Consider the following 18,815-nt stretch of genomic DNA (forward strand, 5'->3'; position numbering starts at 1 on the left):
GGAACGTTGGCTTGCATCCCGTCGCTCAAACCTCTCAGCGCGCCGAGTTCCGGGCCTCGAGCACACGGTCCACCATCTCTGGCGCGAGCCCGAGATAATTGGCGGGGTCGCACCGCTGCTGGACCGCCTCCGCACCGCCGAGTGCTTCCACCACCTCCGGCACGTCCATCAGCGCCGCGGCCAGCGTGCGGCCCGACGTGATGGCGGCGCGGCAGGCGTCGTAGACCACGTCATGGGCGTGCTGCCGCCCTAGTTTGGGGGCGGCGGCCATCATCACGGCTTCCGCCACGATCAGGCCGCCTGACAGGTCGAGGTTCGCCCGCATCCGACCGGCATCCACCGTCAGGCCTGATAGGGCGAAACAGGCCTGGTGCAGGCAGGATGCGGCAAGCAGGAAGCTTTCCGGCAGCGCCATCCACTCGAGGTGCCAGGGCCCCGTGGCGCGCTCGAAGTCCTGCACCATCGCGTCCAGCACCAGCGCAACCTGCTGCCGCACAGCCTTGGCCGTGGCCAGCATGATCTCCGAGGAGATGGGGTTGCGCTTCTGCGGCATGGTGGAGGAAGCGCCGCGCCCCTTCACGAAAGGCTCCATCACCTCGCCGCCGAATTCGGTTGACATCATCAGCATGATGTCCGTGGCAATCTTCGCCAAGCTACCGGTGACGAGACCGAGGAAGGCCACGGCCTCCGCCAACCCGTCCCGCGCCACGTGCCAGGTGATGACCGGCTGGCCCAGTCCGAGTTCGCGGCAGAACTCCTCCTGCACGCGGAAGCCGTCCGCCCCGAGGGAAGCGAGCGTACCGGTGGCGCCCGCGAACTGGCCGAGGAGCACGCGTGGCCTCAGCTGCGCCAGCCGCTCCGCATGCCGGTCCATGGCCGCGAGCCAGATCGCCACCTTGTAGCCGAAGGTGACCGGCAGGGCTTGCTGGAGGTGGGTGCGGCCTGCCATCGGCGTATCGCGGTGGCGCGCCGCGAGCTCGGCGAGGATGCCGCGCAAGGCGTCGATATCCGCGCCAACAAGCTCCAGTGCGGCGCGGACCTGCAGCACACTGGCCGTGTCCATGATGTCCTGGGTGGTGGCGCCCCAGTGGACGTAGCGCCCCGCCTCTCCAGCCGCCTCGGCAAGCTGGTGAACGAGGGGCAGGATCGGGTAGCCGACATTCTCGGTCTCCCGCTTCAGCCGCTCCCAATCGGGGCGGAAATCGGCGCCCGCGGCCGCGATGCGCTCCGCGGCTTCGCCGGGGATGACCCCGCAACGCGCCTCCGCACGGGCGAGGGCGACCTCGACCTCTAGGTAGCGGCCGACGAGCGCCTCGTCGGAGAAGACCGCGCGCATGTCGTGCGTGCCGAACATGTCGCGGAAGAGGACGGAGTCGAGGGGTGTGCTGGGCATAAGGGGGATCCGGCTATTCGGGGCGAACGCCCGCCTGGTTCATCACGTCGCGCCAGCGCTCCATCTCGGAGACGAGGAAGGCGCGGGTTCCCGCAAGGTCCGCTTCCGGCATCGGTACGTTGCCGAGTTCCGCCAGCTTGGCGACGAAGGCGTCGTCGCGCATCGTGGCCCGCACCTCGCGGTGCAGGCGATCCACGATCGGCTGCGGCGTTCCCGCCGGAGCGAGAAGCATGTTCCAGGTGGACATTTGGAAGTCCGCCAGTTCCGGGACACCGCTTTCGCGCACCGTGGGAAGGTCCGGCAGGAAGGGCACGCGCGCGGGCGAGGTGACGGCGAGCGGGCGCACCATGCCGCCGCGGATGCTGCCGAGCGCCGTGGTCGAGGTGTCGTTCACCGAGACGATGGCACCCGAGAGAAGGTCCGTCATCGCGTTGGCCACGCCACGGTAGACAATGTGGTTCATCCGGGCACCGGTCTTGGCCACGATCTGCACCATGGAGACGTGCGCGGCCGAGCCGTTGCCGGCGGAGCCGTAGTCGTAGCCATCGGGCTTCGCGCGGGCGGCGTCGATCAGCTCCTTCAGCGTGCGGAAGGGAGAGTTGGCGCCAACCAGCACGACGACGGGCCCCTCCATCAGCACGCTGACCGGCACGAAATCGGCCACCGTGTCATAGGGCATCCGCCGGTAGAGGCTCGGGTTGATCGAGTGGGAAAGGTTGTTGAAGAGCAGCGTGTAGCCGTCCGGCGCGGCCTTCGCGACGACGTCGGCGCCGATGGTGGAACCCGCGCCGGTGCGGTTCTCCACCAGCACGCGCGCGTTCATCCCCTTCGACAGCTGTTCAGCGAAGACGCGCCCAAGCGTGTCCGTGGGCCCGCCCGCGGAGAAGGGGAGGATCAGGCGGATCGGCCGGTCGGGATAGCTGCCGGGCGCCTGCGCCTCGGCCACCGCCGGGGCGAACGGGCCTGCCGCCGCGGCAAGCGGGGCCGTCAGGATTGTGCGACGCCTCATTGGACTATCCTCCCGATTAAGTACGAACTATTTCATTGGTACGGTCCTATTTGGCGGGAGGTGGCTTGTCAACGACGTTTCATGTTCTAGGAGTGGGCCATGCCGTCCCTCTCAGCCGAACCGCGCTACGCCGCCCTCGCGCGCGAGCTCGCCAAGGAGATTGCGGGCGGGCTTCACCCGCTCGGTTCGCAGATGCCGCCCGAAGTCGAGATGGCGGCCGAACGCGGTGTCAGCCGGGCCACGATGCGGGCGGCGCTGGACCGGCTTGAGGAACTCGGGCTCGTCTCGCGTCGGCGACGCGCGGGCACGAGGGTCACGGCCCTCGGCCCGAGCGGCCGCGGCACCTACCTCCAATCACTCGCCGGGATGGGGGACCTGTTGCAATACGCGGCCGAGACGCGGCGCGAGATCCTCGGCGTGCATCCCGTGGTGGCGGACCATGCCATGGAGCGGGAGCAGGGGCTCCAGGCGGGCCGCCGCTGGCTGCGGGTCCTGAGCCGGCGCGTGCCGTCGGACGGCGGTCCCGCGCTCTGCTGGACTGAGACCCATGCGGATGCTGAAGCGGCCCCTCCTGACTTCGAGGATCGCCTGCGCGGCCGGGATGCCGCGGAGCTGATCGCCGCGGTGCTGGCCGCCTGGTCGGGACGGCCGATTTCGGAAGTGGTGCAGGAGATCACCGCCTCGGGCATTCCGCCGGGCGAGGCAGCGCGCGCGCTGGAGACGCCGCCGGGCGGCCATGGGCTGCGCATCACCCGCCGCTATCTCGACCCCGCGGGCAAGCCGCTGGCCGTCAGCGTCAGCCTGCACCCGGGGGAACGCTTTTCCTACGTCACGCGCCTCCGGCGCCAGGCGGGGTAGGCCGGGCAAACCCTGCCCTACCCCACCGCGGCCGCGAGCTTAGCGGCTCTCAGCAGTAACACGCTCTTCGAGAGGCGAACGCAGCGGCAAATTCACAAGATCAAGGAGGCTCGCTCCGTTTCTAATCCGCACGGATGTTGTGCTCGCGGATGATCCCGCCCCAGCGCTGCCGATCCGCCGCGATTTGCCGTATGAAGTCCTCGCGCGTGCCGCCCAGGCGCTGCAGCCCGTTCTCGGTAAAGCGGCGCTGAACGTCGGGCGCCTCCATGGCGCGGTTCAGCTCGGCATTCCAGCGGGCCACCATGGCCTCCGGCGTGCGACCGGGCGCCACCACCCCGAACCAGCTTGGGATTTTAAAGGCGGGAAGGCCGTCGCGTGAGATGACCGGAAGCTCAGGAATCAGCGGCGAGGCCTCGCTCGCACCATAGGCCACGGCGCGCAGCCCACCGTCGCGGATCTGGCCGAGGAACTCCGGCATATTGCCGAACATAACGTCCACGCGGCCGGTCGAAATGTCGAGGATGGCCGGCGCCCCGCCTCGGTAAGGAACCTGCGTGATCTGCCCACCCGTCATGGAAGCGAAGAGGATGCAGGAGAGTTGCTGGCTGGACCCGGCACCGACCGTGGCGCAGGTGACCGTGCGCGAACGGTCCTTCGCCATCTCTGCCAGGTCCTGCCAGCGGCGGATGGGCGAGCGCGGTCCCGTGACCAGGATGTTGTAGACCGAGGCGATGTTCGCGACGGGCAGCAGGTCCTTCTCCACATCGTAGGGCACGGATTGCATCTGCGGGGTGATGGTCAGCACGCCCATTGACGCAAGAAGGATCGTGTGCCCGTCGGGGTTGGAGCGCGCCAGCTCCTGCGCCGCCACCACGCCACCGCCGCCTGTCCTGTTCTCGACGACGACGTTCTGGCCGATCTGCTTGCTCAGCTGGTCGGCAAGAATCCGTCCGATCAGGTCGGAGGTGCCACCCGGGGCGAACGGGTTTAGGAACCGCACTTCCCGCGTGAAGGGAGGATCGGCAGCAGGTGCTGCGGCAGGTGCCAGCCCGATGCCCACCGAAAGCAGGGCGGCTGCAATGCGGCCGGACAGGCCGCGCCTCGTGTGAACCATGGAACGTCTCCTCCTCCGGTTCGCGCCGCCTCTCTGCCGGGGCGGTCGCGGGGATCATGCGCTACACGTAGCCGGGGCCCTCAATGGCAGGGTGGGCCCGCAGCCATTCCTCGTCCACCTCCACGCCGATGCCGGGCGCCTCGTTGGGGCGCACGCAGCCATCGTCGCCAATCCGCCAGGGCTCGCTGACGAGAGCATCGCGAAACAGGTTCCCGCGCGACACGTCGGCCTCGAAGTAGCCGGCATTGTCGATGGCGCAGAGGAAGTGGATCGAGGCCGCCTGGTTCAGCCCGGTCATGGAACTGTGCGGATGCACCGCGATCTTGTGCGCGGAGGCCATGGCGGCGATGCGCAAAGCCTCGGTGATACCCCCGCACTTGGACAGATCCGGCTGCCAGATGCCGATGCTGTCGGCTTCCAGCAGCGGCGAGAACTCGTAGCGCGTGAAATGGTTCTCCCCGACCGCCAACGGAGTGCGCCCGTAGCTGCGCGCCTCACGGTAGGCGCGGTGGTCATGGGGCGGAAAAGGCTCTTCCAGCCAGCCCATCCCCAGTTCGTCCATAACTGGCATCACCCGGCGCACATCCGCGAGCGAATAGGCGGTGTTGGCGTCGGCGAGGATGTCCACCTCGTCGCCGAAGGCACGGCGCACCGCCTCCATGCGCGCGGCATCGTTGGCCACCGTGTCGCCGATCCGGAGCTTCAGGGCGCGGTAGCCCGCCTCCAGGTGCGGCCGGGCCTCCTCCACCAGCTCCTCGGGCGGCTGGTAGCCGAGGGCGACGCCGCCCGCATAGGCCGGCACCGCACGCGCCGCGCCGCCGAGCAGCCGGTAGAGCGGCCAGCCCACCGCCTTTCCGCGGATGTCCCAGAGTGCCATGTCGAGCCCGGACATGGCGAGCGCGCAGCCCGCGCCCATGCCGTGGCTCGCTAGCTGCCCGCGATAGATCCGGTTCCACACACCGACGACGTCCGTCGCGTCCATGCCCTTCACCAGCCGCGTCAGCGTGGTTTGCAGCAGGGCGGCGACGGCGGTATGGGCGCGGCCGTGATGGCTCTCGCCCCAGCCGACGATGCCGTCCTCCGTCGTCACCTTTACGACCACGGCGTCCCGCTTCACCGCACGCCCAACGCCGAGCGACACGCCCGCTCCCTCCGGAACCGGAAAGGAGGTGGGGAAAGCCTCGATGGCGGCAATCTTCATGCGCGGCCCTCCTGACCGTACTTCTGCAGGAAGGCCTCGCGCACGGTGATACCAAGCCCCGGCCTGTCCGGGATGGCGACGTGGCCGTCCTCCACAGGGAAGCTCTCCTCGATGAGGTCGTGCAGCATCGGGTTATGGCCGAGCGAGTACTCGAGGATGAAGCCGGCGCTCTGCGTTGCGGCGAGGTGCATCCCGGCCGCGAAAGCCGGCGCACCGGACCAGAGATGCGGCGCGAGGCGCAGGTTGTAGGCCGAAGCGAGGGCCGAGATACGAAGCCCCTCCGTCAACCCGCCGGCAATGGCGAGGTCCGGCTGCAGAACGTCCGCCGCGCGCAGCTCGCAGATCTCGCGGAAGTCGTGCCGAGTGAACTCGCTCTCCCCCGCGCTGATCGGCACGGAGGAGGAGCGGCGTACCTCGGCCATGCCGGCCTTGTCGTCCGCACTCACGGGCTCCTCGAACCAGAAAAGGCTGCAATCCTCGACCATGCGGGCAAAGGCGCGGGCCTCGGCCACTGTCCAGGTGCCGTGGGCGTCGGCCATGAGCCGGATGTCGGGGCCGAGCCTTTCCCGCGCCGCCCGCACCCGCGCCGCCGAGCGTGCGGGCGAGCCGTCCATGACGCCGACGCGCATCTTCACGGCCCGGAAGCCCGCCTGGTCGCAGTACCCCTGCAACTGCTCGCCGATCTTCGTGGCATCGGCCCAGCCACCGGAGGCATAGGCGGGCATCCGGTCCACGCGCTTTCCGCCCAGCAGGCGCCAGACCGGCACGTCGAGCGACTTGCCGAGAATATCCCAGAGCGCGACGTCCACGCCCGCGATGGCGGAGATGGAGAGGCCGCGCCGCCCCACCTGCGGCAGCGCGTAGCCGCCAGCGATCGCGTAGCCCTCGCGCGGCGTGTTGTACATCACGTCCCAAAGGCGGGAGATGTCGCGCGGGTCCTGCCCGAGCAGGAGTGGCGCGTAGTCATCGTTGATAATGGCTGCGAGTCCGGCGCAGGCAGCGGCGCTGCCCACGCCCGCCTTGGCCTCGCCCCAGCCGGTCAGGCCGCACGCCGTCTCCACCCGCACGATAACTGAGTCGAAGGTGGGGACGCGGCCAAAGTCACTCGTGTGCTGGCGCTCATAGGGGATGGGCACGCGGCACCAAGTGGCATGCACGCGGGAGATCCTCATGCCGCAGCCTCCTCGACCGAGTAGCCCAGAACGGCACGTCGTCTGCGGGACGCCTCCCAAGCTTCAGGGTTAATGAAGGAGCGTGGGCGGCCGCCCGCAAGGATGCGAACCACCTCCTCGGCCGCGCCGGTGCTCATCCGCTCCACCGCCTCGGTGCTCAGCCCGGCCACATGAGGCGTGAGGATGACGTTCGGCAGAGCGCGCAGCGGGTGGTCCGGCGCGAGCGGCTGTTCGTCATACACGTCGAGCGCAGCGCCGCCGATCCTTCCGGCACGCAGCGCCTCCAGCAGCGCAGCACCTTCCACCACCGGCCCCCGGGCGAGGTTCAGCAACCAAGCCGTCCCCTTCATGCGCCCGATCCGCGCGGCGGAGGCGAGGCCGCGCGTCTCCGGCGTCAGCGGGCAGGCGAGGACGACAAAGTCGCTCTCGGCGAAGAGCCGGTCGGGTTCAGCACGCTCCACGCCCTCGGGCATGGGCGCGTCGCCGCGGCGATGGGCGAGCACGCGCATGCGGAAGCCATCCCGCGCGATCTCCGCGAGCCTGGTGCCGATTGCCCCCATGCCGATGATACCGAGCACGCGGCCGCGGAGCTCGAAAGCCTGTGCGGAGCGCGCGCGGGCGGTGTTCCAGTCCTTCGCAATCAGTTCGGCATGCATTGTTTCGGCCCGCCGCGCGACGGCGAGCATCTGCGCAATGGCGAACTCGGCAACGGAGTCCGCGTTAGCCCCCGGCACATTGGCCACGAGCACCCCGTGGGCGGTGCAGTCCTCCACCGGAATCATGTCCACCCCCACGCCCTGCCGCACGGCGGCGAGGAGGCGCGGCGCGCGGGCGGAGAGGTCGTCCGGCAGCTTGCGGCGGACGACCACCGCCTCCGCCCGGGCCAGCAGGGCGTCCAGCCCCCCCTCGCCCGGCAGCGCCACCTCGTGGCCAGCCCTGCGCAGGATCGCGTCGCCGGAGGGGTCAATGGGATCGGTGAGCGCGACGAGCACGGTCACGCCACCCTGTACTGGTCGAGGACGGTGGGATCTACCTCGATCCCCAGCCCAGGCCCATCCGGCACGCGGACGATGCCGCCGCGCTGCACGATCGGGTCCTTCGCCAGCCGGTCCCGCAACGGGTTCGGCGTCTGCTCGAATTCCAGCATGGGCGGCATGGGCCGGAAGGCCGGCGGTGTGTCGGGCAGCGCCGCGAGGAACTGAACCGTCGCCGCCAGGCCGATGGCCGATCCCCAGGCATGCGGCACGCATTCCACCCCATGCGCCGAGGCCATGGCGGCAATCTTGCGGCACTCGCTGATGCCGCCGGCCGCGCAGACATCGGGCTGGACGATGTCCATTGCCTTGCGCACGATCACGTCGCGAAAGCCCCAGCGCGTGAAGTCGTTCTCCCCGCCCGCCACCGCCATGTCGAGCGCCCGCGTGACCTCCACGTAACCGTCGTGGTCCTCGGGGCTGATCGGCTCCTCGAACCAGAGGATGTCGTGCTCCTCCATTGCGCGACCGAGGCGGATGGCCTGGGGGACGGTGAAGCAGTGGTTGGCGTCAACGGCGAGGCGGATGTCCGGGCCGATCGCCTGCCGCACGGCCGCGACGCGCTTCAGGTCCAGCTTCGGGTCGCCGAGGCCGATCTTCATCTTGATCGCGCGAAAGCCCTGCTTCGCGTAATCCTCGGCCTCTTCCACCGCCTCCTCGACCAACCTGTCCATGTCGATGAAGTAGAGGCCAGTGGCATAGGCCTGCACCTCCGTGCGGTGGGCCCCGCCGATCAGCTTGTGGATGGGCTTGCCGAGCGCGCGGCCGATCACGTCCCAGAGCGCGATATCAATGCCGGACAGCGCGGCTATGGTCATGCCGGTAAGGCCGTAATCCTTGATGCGGTTGTAGAGGTCCTCCCACACGACCTCCACGTCGAAGGGATCGCGGCCGATGACGCGTGCGCGGTACTGCGTCTCAATGATCGTGCGGTTCACCGCCGCGGGGCCGTAGCACTCGCCCCAACCGGTGATCCCCTCGTCCGTCCGGATCTCGACGATGCATGAGGCGCGCGTGGTGTAGAGCCAGCCCCGCGCCGAGGTGAAGGGCTGCTCCACCTTGGACTGCAGCACGTGGCAGATGACATCTGTAACCTTCATGTTCTTGTTGTTTCCTCCGGGTGGGCCGCCGATTCAGTCGCCGCGTGCCCGTCGTTCGAGCAGTTCCATCCAGTAGCTCTCGACGCCTCGCAGATGACCGGCCATGGCCCGTTCTGCCGCGTCCGCGTCGCCGGCGGCCACGGCGTCCCGCAGCGCACGGTGCTGCCTCTGGGAGAGCGGCGCCCGGCTACCGTCGGCGAAGTAGGCTTGCCGCCGGCTGCGGGACATGAGGTAGAAGGCGTTCACCACCCGCAGGAACACATGGTTCCCCGTCGCTTCCACTATTGCCAAGTGGAAGGCGGCGTCCTCGTCCGCGGGGTTGCCAGAGGCGGCAATCACGCCGTCCGTGCGACCCAGTATTTCGTCCAGCCGCTGGATATCGCCGGCCTGGCGGCGCTCGGCCGCGAGGCGCACGGCCTGCATCTCCAGGATGCGGCGCAACTCGACGACCTCGCGCACCTCCGCCTCGGTCAGCGGGATGCCCAACTCAGCCTGCAGCACGATGGCCTCGATGGAGCCCTGCCGATCCACGCGGCGGAGGTAGATGCCGGAGTTCGGCCGCCGCTCGACGATCCGCAGCGTCTCCAGCACGGCCAGCGCCTCGCGCACCGCCCCACGGCCGACGCCGAAGCGCTCCGCCAACTCGCGTTCAGAAGGCAGGCGATCCCCGGGCTCCAGCCGCCGATGCGCGATGAAGGGCAGAAGGCGGCCGATCAGGTTGGCGCGTTCTTCGCCGATCGCAGGGAGGCCAATCACTCTTTGACGCACCTCCGAATTGGTCTTACCGAATTGGTATTACCAATTCGAGGGCCAGTGCAAGGCTCTCCTGGGGAGAAGACGCCCATGATCGTCGAAGAGCGGATCTATACCCTGCATGCGGGGCAGGCCGCGGCCTACCTGGCCGCCTACGAGGCGGAGGGGCTGGTGATCCAGAAGTCGATCCTCGGCCGCATGGTGGGCTACTACTCCACCGAGTTCGGGCCGCTTAACCAAGTGGTCCACCTCTGGGCCTACGAGGATCTCGCCGAGCGCACGGAGCGCCGCGCGCGGCTTCTTGCCGATCCGGCGTGGAAGACCTACGCCGCGAAGGTGCGGCCGATGGTGCTTCGGCAGGAGAACAAGCTTCTCCTCCCAGCACCCTTCATGAAGGTCCTCTGGCAGGCACAAGAAACGCCACCCTCCGCACCGTAGCGTCCGGACGGAACGCAGCGAGGGGCCTGCGCCCCGTGGGCGAGTGCCCGGTCAGCCTCTTCGGATATTGTGGAACAGCGGGAAGCCGTTGAGCATGCCCGTGATGTCGGCGCGGAATGCGGTCGGCTGGGTGAAGCCGCCGGTCGGCAGGTAAGGAATGTCCTCGAAGGCTTGGCGCTGCATGGCCTCGGCAAGCCGCTTCTGCTCCGCGGGGTCCTGCGCCTTCATGAACCTGTCGCGCAGGGCCTCGATTTGCGGCAGGTCCGGCCAGCCATAGGTGCCCGCGCGCCCCGGCCCGCGAAGATAGGATTGGGTGGCAGGACTGGTCGCAATGATGCCGGGAATGGTGTTGCACCAGACACTCCAGCCGCCCTGGTCCAGGGGCCCGCGGTTGTTCACCCGCGCGGCGATCGTGCCCCAGTCGCCGGGCTGGTAGTCGAGGTTCACGCCGCTCCGGCGGAACATGTCCGCCGCGATCTCGCTCATCGTGTTCAGCCGCGCGTTGTCGGTGGGCACGACGAAGACGACGCGCTCCCCGCGATAGCCCGCCGCCTCCAGGTTGCGCTTCACGCGGGCATGGTCCGGTGCGCCGTCCATCGTCTCAAGCCCCACCTCCGTCGCCAAGGGGCAGCCCGGAAGGAAGAAGCCGCAGCGGTCCGTCCAGAGGGAACGATCCTCACCGAGGATGGCCGTCATATAGTCCGCCTGCCGGATGCCTGGGAGGAAGGCGCGGCGGATCGCCGGGTTGTCAAAGGGCGGCTGGAGGTGGTTGAGGCGGATCATGGACATCGATCCGCTCCGATCTTTCACCTCCACCCGCAGGTTGCGGTTCCGGCGGAGCAACGGCAGCAGGTCGGGCGTCGGCTGCTCCCACCAGTCCACCTCGCCCTGCTGCATGGCCGAGGCGGCCGTGGAGGCATCGGGCAGCGTATGCCATTCCACACGGTCGAGCATCGCGCGCTTGCCGCCGGCGAGGAAGCTGGCGGGCTCGTCGCGCGGCACATAGCCTGCGAAGCGCTCGTAGACCGCCCGCACGCCAGCCAGCCGCTCATTCGCCACCCAGCGGAAGGGACCGCTGCCGACGATCTCCGTCACCTGGGTCGAGGTAGGGCTGCGGGCAAAGCGCTCCTGCATTACCGGGCAGAAGGAGGAGGGCTTGGCCAGTGCCGCGGCAAGCAGGGGGAATGGCTTGCGCAGCCGGATGTCGAATACCCGGTCGGAGACCACCGTCATCTCGTCCGTGATCGCACGGATGTTCTGCCCCAGCACGTCCGCCTGCGACCAGCGGGCGATGCTGGCGATCGCGTCGGCGGCGCGGATGGGCGTGCCGTCATGGAAGGTAATCCCCTCGCGCAGCGAGATGCGCCAGCGCCGGCCGTCATCCTCGATGACATGGCCCGCCACCAACTGCGGGCGCGGCTCGTAGGACTCGTCCAGTCCGTAGAGCTGGTCATAGACCATCATCGCGTGGTTGCGCGTGACGAGCGCGGTGTTGAACACCGGGTCCAGCAGGGCGAGGTCCGTCTGGGGCACGAACCGCAGGACGCTCCGTGCGCCGGGCGTTCCCTGCGCCCTGACGACGGAGGGTGCCGCCAGCGCGGCGGCGGAGAAGGCCAGCACATCACGACGCTTCATCGTTCTTCCCTCTGATCGGCCCGGGGTGGGTCGGCGAGCCTTACCGGCTCATGGCGAGATTCCTGGTCGTGTGCAGAGCGGCGTGGCACCGCCGTTCCCGCTCAGGGCCGCAGCACCTGGACAGAGCGTGCGTCGCTGCGCACGGCATCCCAAGTGTAAAGCATTGGCACCATGCGGGTCGCGGCCCAATCAGTGTGCTGGTCGGCATAATGCGGGCTGCCGGGCTGCCCCGAAACGCCGTGGAAGACGGCCCAGCGGCTCTTGTCCCAGTCGCCGACATCGAAGACGTAGCGGGCCAACGCCCCGTATCCAGCAGCGGGCCCGGCCGCGGCGAGCAGGCCATTCGCCAGCACTGTGTCGTTGTCACCGCCGATCGGCAGGGCGCGTGGCTCCAGTAGCGGCGCCGCCTCAGGGAAGAGCGCGGAGAGGGGATGGGCGAAGCGCGGCCGGTGCGCTTCGCCCCAGGCCTGCGCCGGCGTGGCCGCCGCCTCGTGCAGGGCCGCGCCAATGGCGTCCTCCCAGCTCCAGCCGCCGAGCAGCGAGGCGTCATCCCGCCGCAGCAGATTCGGCAGCGCCCACCAGAGCTGGTTCATCGGCGCGACGCCCGGCGCCACCGCCAGCCAGGGATGGGCGCCGGTTTCGGCGAGGCCGCTGCGCTCGGCGAGGATGCGCGTCAGCGCGCGGCGAAGGGCGACATAGCCGGTCGGTTCCATTGCGCCCGCCTCCATGTGCCCGTCCCAGGCTAGCAGCCGCGCCCGCAGCGCCTCCGCCTCGCCCTTCAAGGGTGTCATGGCCGTCATCCGGTCACGCAGCAGCAGCGCATTGGGGGAAAGTGTATCGCCATGGATCGCGCCCGCATCCTCCGCGCCGAAATCCGGCTTTGCTCGCAGCCGCTCCAAGATGCGCACAGCGCGGTAGGGCGGATGGCAGTCGGTGCAGAGATAGTCGGGGTGGTCATCCGCCACCACGCGGTTATTGGCGGTGACGATCAGTCCCTCCGCGGGGTCAATGACCCGCGGCATGTCGTCATGTGAAATCCAGCCGCGCCAGTTGTGCTCACCCGTCCAGCCGGGCATGGGCAGCCACCCGCTCTCCCGCGTGCGGCGTGGCACGCGCGCACGGACAAGGTGGCCAATGCTGCCGGCCGTGTCCGCGGCAACCAGGTTGTGGTCGATCAGGCCCCAACCACGCGTTGCCTCGAACAGGCCCTCGACGCTGCCAGCCCCCGTCATCCGAGGCAGGCAATCGAAGGAGAGGTCCGTCTCGGCGAACTGAACGGAGCGCAGCGAGAGGGCGGTGCCGCGGCCTGCGTCGCCCGCGATCACCGGCCCGTTGGGCGTCTCCACCACCTCGAAGCGGCGCGTCCCCTCCCCTCGCACCGCGATTGTTTCCTCACGGCGGCGGGCGGGTGTCCATTCGCCCGCGTGCATCACGCGCGCGCCGCCTTCTTCGAAGCGCTCGAGGAAGACGTCGTGGATGTCCATGAAAGCGTGCGTCACGCAATAGGCCACGCGGCCATTCTGCGCGAAATGCGGGAAGCCCGGCACGCCCGGCACGGTCAGCCCGATCATGTCGAAGCTGTCGCAGGCCACGTGGTGCTGCGCGTACATGTTCGGCATCTCGAACATGCGGTGCGGATCGCCGGCCAATACCGGCCGCCCGGTGCGGCTGCGCGCCGGGCCGACGGCCCAGTTGTTGCTGCCGCCACCCGTCTCGTCGCCGGGCAGGCCGAGCGATTCGAGCAGGGCGCGGATGGCAGGTGCGAGCGCCGAGAGGTCGGCCTTGTGGCGGCTCGCCTCCTGCCCCGGCGGGATGCAGAGAAAGTCGGCCCCGCCATCATCGTAGCGTAGCCGCGCGATGCCTTCCGCCCCCACCACCGGCAAGGCCGCCGCGCGCCAGAGCTTGAACCAGACCGATCCCATCAGCAGCCCAAGCCGCCGCATCACGGCGATACTGTGCCATCCTTCCCAGGGCTCAGGCCGCGCTTCCAGCAGCGCGTACTCGACCGGCAAAGGTGCACCGGAGGCGAGGAAGGCATTCACCCCGGCCGCGTAGGACTCCAGCATCGTGCGCGCTGCCTCACCCAGCGCGGCGTAGTCCCGCCGGCAAGCGACCTCCATCCCAAGCCGCCGAACAAGGATATCAGCCTCGGCTGCCGCGGGGCCAAGCCACTCCGCCGCGCGGCCCAGCGCCCGCCGGCGCGTGAGCTCCATCTGGAACAGGCGATCCTGCGCGTGCACCACGCCCAGCGCGAACCAGGCATCGCCGCTGCCGGCGGCGCGGAGGTGCGGGATCCCATAGGTGTCGCGAAGCACCTCCACCGGCGCTGAGAGCCCAGGCAGCCGCAGCTCCCCCTCGAGTGGCGGCAGCGCACCCCGGAGCATTGCTTCGTCCAATGCTGGCATCCCGTCCCTCCCCAGGTTCGGGAGGAGTGTGAAACGGGCTTGCGGCGCTGTCGATATATCAAATAGCCTGTCCCGTGAGGCGATTGTCCGAGGAGCCGGGATGGGAGTGCGGGACACGTCACAGGGGCAGGTGGCTTTAGAGGCGCTAGCGAAGCGCTTCGGGCCCGTAAAGGCGATCGACGACGTCTCGCTGCGGGTCGGCGCAGGGGAGTTCCTCGCCCTGCTCGGCCCTTCCGGCTCTGGCAAGACAACTATCCTCATGGCCATCGCGGGCTTCGAGTACCCGGATGAGGGCCGCATCCTGATCGGGGGAGAGGACGTAACCTGGGCGCCGCCAAACCGGCGGAACCTCGGCATGGTGTTTCAGCGCTACACGCTCTTCCCCCACATGTCGGTGCTGGAGAACATCGCCTTCCCACTCAAGATGCGCCGCATCGGCCGCGCGGAGCGCGAGGAGCGGGCGCGAGCGGCGCTCGAGACGGTGCGCCTCGGCGGCATGGGTGACCGCCGCCCCTCGCAGCTCTCCGGTGGGCAGCAGCAGCGCGTCGCCATCGCGCGGGCGATCGTCTATCAGCCCCGCGTGCTGCTGATGGACGAGCCGCTCTCCGCCCTCGACAAGAACCTGCGGGAGGAGATGCAACTCGAGATTAAGCATCTCCAGCAGCGGATCGGCATCACCGTCGTCTTCGTCACCCACGACCAGACGGAGGCACTGACCATGGCGGACCGCGTGGCGGTGCTCGACCACGGCCGCCTGCAACAGGTCGGGGCGCCGCGCGACCTCTACGAGGCACCCGAGACGGTCTTCGTCGCAGGCTTCATCGGCGAGACGAATTTCTGTGAAGGCCATCTCGATTATCCAGCGGCGGCGGGCGAGCCGGTCTCCGTCGCCCTGGACGGTGGCGGCCGGATGAGCGCCACGGCCGCCCAGGCCCTGCCGGCCGGCGGCCGCATCAAGGTGGCGCTGCGCCCAGAGCGCCTTCGCGTGCTGCCCGCGGGCAACGGCCCGGCGGCGCGGGTGAAGGAGGCGATCTATGCCGGCAACGCCACCACGCTGATGCTGGAGGACGAGGCCGGCCAACGGCTGCGCGCCCGCATTCCCGCCGGTGGCGGCCTGCACGAGCCCCGACCCGGCGACCATGTGCGCCTCTCCTGGCAGACCGCCGATGCGCGAGCCTTCGCCGCGTGAGCCGCCGCCCCGCCTCCTTCTTCCTAGGTGGGCGGCGCTACAGCCCGGCGGCCAGCCTGCTGCTGACGGCACCCTTCCTGCTGCTCGTCACGTTCGTCTTCATCCTGCCGCTAGCCGTGCTGCTGCGCGAAAGCCTCTTCGTTCCCGAGCCCACGACAGCGCACTATGCCCGTGCCTTCGCCGAGCCCGTCTATCTCCGCGTCATGCTCCGTACACTTGTGATCGCGGTGCTCGTCACGGCACTCGCCCTCGTCCTGGCGTGGCCGCTGGCGCTGGTCATGTCGCGCAGCCGCGGGCTCTTGCTCGGCCTCCTGGCGGCTGCGGTGCTCCTGCCGCTATGGACCTCCGTACTCGTGCGCACTTATGCCTGGATGGTGCTCCTCCAGCGCAACGGCGTGCTGAACCAGATGCTGCAAGGCGTGGGACTGACGAGCGCCCCGGTGGGCTTCCTTTACACGCAGGGTGCGGTGGTGCTGGCTATGGCGCATGTCCTGCTGCCCTTCATGGTCCTGCCCATCCTCTCAGCGCTGAGGGGCATTCCTGAAGACCTCACGCGCGCCGCGCAGATGCTGGGCGCCTCGTCTTGGTCCACGTTCCGGGAAGTGGTCTGGCCCCTCGCGCTACCCGGCGTCACCTCGGGCTGCCTGATGGTCTTCCTCCTCGCGCTGGGCTTCTTCGTCACCCCGGCGCTCATCGGCGGGCCGCAGCAGATGATGATCTCCACCCTCGTCTCGCAGCAGGTGCGGGAGATGTTGGACTGGCCCTTCGCCGGCGCCCTGGTGGGCATCCTGCTCCTCTTCGTCCTCGCGATCGCGGTCGTCTTCAAACGCGCCGTCCGGCTAGAGCGGTTCGTGGGGTCCGCATGAGCCGCCCGCCTGCCCCGAACCGCGCGGGCCGTGCGGCGCTCAACGCCGCGGCCTATGCCGTAACCGTCTTCCTGCTGCTCCCAACAATCATCATCATCCCCATGTCCGTGGGACCGGAACGGCTGCTGAGCTTTCCGCCGAAGGGATTCTCCCTTCGGTGGTATGCGGAATACTTCGGGGACGAGGACTGGATCCGCGCCACGCTCTTCAGCGCGGAGGCTGGCGTCATCGCCGCCATCTGTGCCACGACTATCGGCACCATGCTCGCCCTCGCCCTCGTTCGCGGCCGCTTGCCTGGGAAAGGCTTGGTCGAGCTGCTGGTCATCGGCCCCGTCATCGTCCCGCATATCGCACTGGCCGTCGCCATGTTCCTCGTCTTCGAGCAGCTGCGCCTCACTGGCTCGCTGCTCGGCCTGGCCATGGCGCACACAGTACTTGCCCTGCCGTTCGTGGTCTTCACCGTGCTGGCCGCCCTGTATCGCTTCGACGCTGAGCTGGAGCGCGCCTCTCTCTCCTGCGGCGCGGGGCCAGGCAGCACCTTCCTCCACGTCACACTGCCGCTGATTGCGCCGGGCCTGATCTCCGCCGCCCTTTTCGCCTTCATCATCTCGTTCGACGAGGCGGTCGTCTCCTTCTTCATCTCGGACCTCGACCGCAAGACGCTGCCGCGGAAGATGTTCGAGGACATCGACTTCAACATCTCTCCCACTCTTGCCGCGGTGGCCACCATGCTGACGGCGCTCACCATCGCAGCCCTCCTGATCGGCTACGCGCTTAAGCGCGGCATGGAGCGGCGGGCGCGCAGGACCGGAACGTGAATACAGTGAACCAGACCGCCAAGGTGCTCGACTTCGTCGCTCCCGTCGGCCGTGAGAACCTTGCGGGCCGCGTCTACGAGGAACTCCGCACCGCGCTTTTTGAGGGACGGATGCGCCCAGGGCAACGCCTTAAGATCCGGGACCTCGCTGCCGCGATGGGTGTCTCCGAAACCCCGGTGCGCGAGGCGGTGGTGCAGCTTGCCCGCGAACGTGCCCTCCGCCTGGAGGCGGCCCGTTCCATCACCGTCGCCGGCCTCAGCCTCGAGCAATATCTCGAGCTTCGCACAATCCGCCTTGAGCTGGAGGGCCTGGCCGCCGAGGGCGCCGCCCTGCGCGCCGCCCCGCACGAGGTGGAGGCGCTGGAGCGCGCCCACGCAACGCTGGTGGCGGCCGAGGACCGGGCCGAGCCACTGGCGGCCAACCGCGCCAACTGGGCCTTCCACCACACGCTTTACGCTGCCGCTGCCATGCCGGAGCTGCTATCCCTTATCGAGAGCATCTGGCTCCGCAACGGGCCCATGCACGCCTTCCTCTACCCGGATGCCCGGCCCGCCTATCCCGGCCGCCACCGACATCTCGACATCATCGAGGGGCTCCGCGCGCGCGACCCGCACGCAACGCGCGAGGCTTTGCGCGCCGACCTGACTGAGGGCGGCGCCAACCTCGTTGCGCTGCTCGGGCGCATGGAGCGAGACGTCGCTTGGGCCGCGCCGGCCTGACCATCGACCAACCCCGAAGAGGAGACAGGGCATGGGCGTGAACCGAAGGGCACTTCTCGCGGCCTCCGCAGGAGCCGTGTCGCTCGCGCGGCCGGCCCTGGCCCAGCGGGGCTCCGGCGAGGTGATCGTCTGCGCGACGGGCGGGCTGATGGAGCGCAGTCTGCAGGAACATTTCTACCGCCGCTTCGAGCGCGAACAGGGAATCCGCGTCCGCTCCATCCCCATCGAGCTCCCGGACCAGTGGGCCCGTGCCCGCGCCGGCCAGCGCAGCGGCAACATTCCCTTCGACGTCGTCACCGCGACGCCTCCGGACCTGATCCAGCACGCGGATATTCTTGCGCCGATAGACTGCACCACGCCCGCCATGACGCAGCACGCCCTGCCCGGCGGTTGCTTCCCGACCGGCATCATCCGCACGGCCGGCGGCATGGCCATCACCTGGAGCAAGAAGGCTTTTCCGAACGGCGGACCCGCTTCTTGGGCAGATTTCTTCGACACCGCGAAGTTCCCCGGTCCGCGCTCGCTACCCGACACGGGCGATCGCGAGTGGTGGCTTCCCCTCGCGGCCCTTATCGCCGACGGCGTGCCGCGCGACGCGCTGTTCCCGATGGACCTGGACCGCGCCTATCGCAAGCTGGACACGATCAAGCCCCATGTCGCGGCCTGGTGGAAGAGTGGCGACAACTCGATGCAGATCCTCCGCGGGGGCGATGCCGTCCTCAGTGTGCTCTACTCCTCCCGCGCCGTGCCGCTGGCGAAGAGCGGCGAGTTCGACTTCACCTGGAACGGCGCCATCCGCGACGTCGGCAACTGGGCGGTGCTGAAGGGCGGCCCGAACACGGCGAACGCCATGCGCTTCCTCGACTTCTTCGTGCAGAACCCGCAGGAACACCTGCCCTTCAGCGACAAGGTCTCCTTCGACTCGAACAACCGGGAAACCGCTTCCCTCGTGCCTGAATCGGAGCGCCGTTACCGCGCCTCCTGGCCCGAGAACTGGGAGAAGCTAGTGGTCGCGGATTACGACTGGATTGCCGCGAACCGCAACGCGATGCGCGAACGATGGGTCAACTGGCTCACGCGGTGATCGCTTCTCACGCCGGGTCAGCGCGGC

General features: G+C 69.0%; 17 protein-coding genes. 7 read left to right on the forward strand and 10 right to left on the reverse strand.

The features are described 5' to 3' along the window. Positions 1 to 34: 34 nt before the first annotated feature. Both pcaB and D9599_RS21670 read right to left on the reverse strand, forming a co-directional pair. Positions 35 to 1,393 (reverse strand): 3-carboxy-cis,cis-muconate cycloisomerase, encoded by a 1,359-nt coding sequence (gene pcaB / locus D9599_RS21665; RefSeq protein WP_198383380.1) that lies wholly within the window; start codon positions 1,391 to 1,393, stop codon positions 35 to 37. 13 nt (positions 1,394 to 1,406) lie between these two features. Next, complete coding sequence (locus tag D9599_RS21670) at positions 1,407 to 2,402, reverse strand: tripartite tricarboxylate transporter substrate binding protein (RefSeq protein ID WP_198383381.1); 996 nt, start codon at positions 2,400 to 2,402, stop codon at positions 1,407 to 1,409. 99 nt (positions 2,403 to 2,501) lie between these two features. Here D9599_RS21670 and D9599_RS21675 point away from each other — a divergent pair, with 99 nt between their 5' ends. Next, complete coding sequence (locus D9599_RS21675) at positions 2,502 to 3,260, forward strand: GntR family transcriptional regulator (RefSeq protein WP_198383382.1); 759 nt, start codon at positions 2,502 to 2,504, stop codon at positions 3,258 to 3,260. A gap of 121 nt (positions 3,261 to 3,381) precedes the next feature. Here D9599_RS21675 and D9599_RS21680 read toward each other — a convergent pair whose 3' ends face one another. From D9599_RS21680 to D9599_RS21705, 6 genes are all read right to left on the reverse strand, one after another. Then, positions 3,382 to 4,374, reverse strand: coding sequence for a tripartite tricarboxylate transporter substrate binding protein (locus tag D9599_RS21680; RefSeq protein WP_198383383.1), 993 nt, complete (start codon positions 4,372 to 4,374; stop codon positions 3,382 to 3,384). A 61-nt stretch (positions 4,375 to 4,435) separates the two neighbouring features. Then, positions 4,436 to 5,575, reverse strand: coding sequence for a mandelate racemase/muconate lactonizing enzyme family protein (locus D9599_RS21685; RefSeq protein WP_198383384.1), 1,140 nt, complete (start codon positions 5,573 to 5,575; stop codon positions 4,436 to 4,438). Next, positions 5,572 to 6,747 carry a mandelate racemase/muconate lactonizing enzyme family protein gene (locus tag D9599_RS21690; protein ID WP_198383385.1) on the reverse strand — a complete coding sequence of 392 codons (1,176 nt, stop codon included), beginning with the start codon at positions 6,745 to 6,747 and terminating at the stop codon, positions 5,572 to 5,574. Before D9599_RS21690 ends, D9599_RS21685 begins: the two co-directional genes overlap by 4 nt. Beyond that, positions 6,744 to 7,745: a hydroxyacid dehydrogenase gene (locus D9599_RS21695; RefSeq protein ID WP_309228679.1), complete on the reverse strand. Its 1,002-nt coding sequence runs from the start codon at positions 7,743 to 7,745 to the stop codon at positions 6,744 to 6,746. The genes D9599_RS21690 and D9599_RS21695 overlap by 4 nt, the downstream gene beginning before the upstream one ends. After that, entirely contained in the window at positions 7,742 to 8,881 is a 1,140-nt protein-coding gene (locus D9599_RS21700; RefSeq protein ID WP_198383386.1) for a mandelate racemase/muconate lactonizing enzyme family protein, read from the reverse strand. Before D9599_RS21700 ends, D9599_RS21695 begins: the two co-directional genes overlap by 4 nt. A gap of 33 nt (positions 8,882 to 8,914) precedes the next feature. Next, positions 8,915 to 9,637, reverse strand: a complete 723-nt coding sequence (locus D9599_RS21705; RefSeq protein ID WP_198383387.1) for a FadR/GntR family transcriptional regulator — start codon at positions 9,635 to 9,637, stop codon at positions 8,915 to 8,917. A gap of 87 nt (positions 9,638 to 9,724) precedes the next feature. Between D9599_RS21705 and D9599_RS21710 the strand changes: the two genes are divergently transcribed. Next, on the forward strand, positions 9,725 to 10,072 hold the full coding sequence (locus D9599_RS21710) for an NIPSNAP family protein (RefSeq protein WP_198383388.1): 348 nt from the start codon (positions 9,725 to 9,727) through the stop codon (positions 10,070 to 10,072). A 51-nt stretch (positions 10,073 to 10,123) separates the two neighbouring features. On the opposite strand, the gene D9599_RS21715 is transcribed toward D9599_RS21710, so the two are convergent. Both D9599_RS21715 and D9599_RS21720 read right to left on the reverse strand, forming a co-directional pair. Next, entirely contained in the window at positions 10,124 to 11,707 is a 1,584-nt protein-coding gene (locus D9599_RS21715) for an ABC transporter substrate-binding protein (RefSeq protein ID WP_198383389.1), read from the reverse strand. Positions 11,708 to 11,808: 101 nt separating this feature from the next. Further along, complete coding sequence (locus D9599_RS21720) at positions 11,809 to 14,112, reverse strand: penicillin acylase family protein (RefSeq protein WP_198383390.1); 2,304 nt, start codon at positions 14,110 to 14,112, stop codon at positions 11,809 to 11,811. Positions 14,113 to 14,212: 100 nt separating this feature from the next. Here D9599_RS21720 and D9599_RS21725 point away from each other — a divergent pair, with 100 nt between their 5' ends. Genes D9599_RS21725 through D9599_RS21745 form a run of 5 tightly spaced genes read left to right on the forward strand, consistent with a single transcriptional unit; the run spans position 14,213 to position 18,788 of the window. After that, a complete protein-coding gene (locus tag D9599_RS21725; protein ID WP_198383391.1) occupies positions 14,213 to 15,301 on the forward strand; it encodes an ABC transporter ATP-binding protein in 1,089 nt (362 codons plus the stop codon). Continuing rightward, a complete protein-coding gene (locus tag D9599_RS21730) occupies positions 15,298 to 16,167 on the forward strand; it encodes an ABC transporter permease (protein ID WP_198383392.1) in 870 nt (289 codons plus the stop codon). The genes D9599_RS21725 and D9599_RS21730 overlap by 4 nt, the downstream gene beginning before the upstream one ends. Then, positions 16,164 to 16,985, forward strand: a complete 822-nt coding sequence (locus tag D9599_RS21735) for an ABC transporter permease (protein ID WP_198383393.1) — start codon at positions 16,164 to 16,166, stop codon at positions 16,983 to 16,985. The genes D9599_RS21730 and D9599_RS21735 overlap by 4 nt, the downstream gene beginning before the upstream one ends. Then, positions 16,982 to 17,704, forward strand: coding sequence for a GntR family transcriptional regulator (locus tag D9599_RS21740; protein ID WP_198383394.1), 723 nt, complete (start codon positions 16,982 to 16,984; stop codon positions 17,702 to 17,704). The genes D9599_RS21735 and D9599_RS21740 overlap by 4 nt, the downstream gene beginning before the upstream one ends. A gap of 31 nt (positions 17,705 to 17,735) precedes the next feature. Further along, positions 17,736 to 18,788: an extracellular solute-binding protein gene (locus D9599_RS21745; RefSeq protein ID WP_198383395.1), complete on the forward strand. Its 1,053-nt coding sequence runs from the start codon at positions 17,736 to 17,738 to the stop codon at positions 18,786 to 18,788. Positions 18,789 to 18,815 lie beyond the last annotated feature (27 nt).

It is taken from the genome of Roseomonas sp. KE2513 (assembly GCF_016107305.1).
GTDB lineage: Bacteria > Pseudomonadota > Alphaproteobacteria > Acetobacterales > Acetobacteraceae > Roseomonas.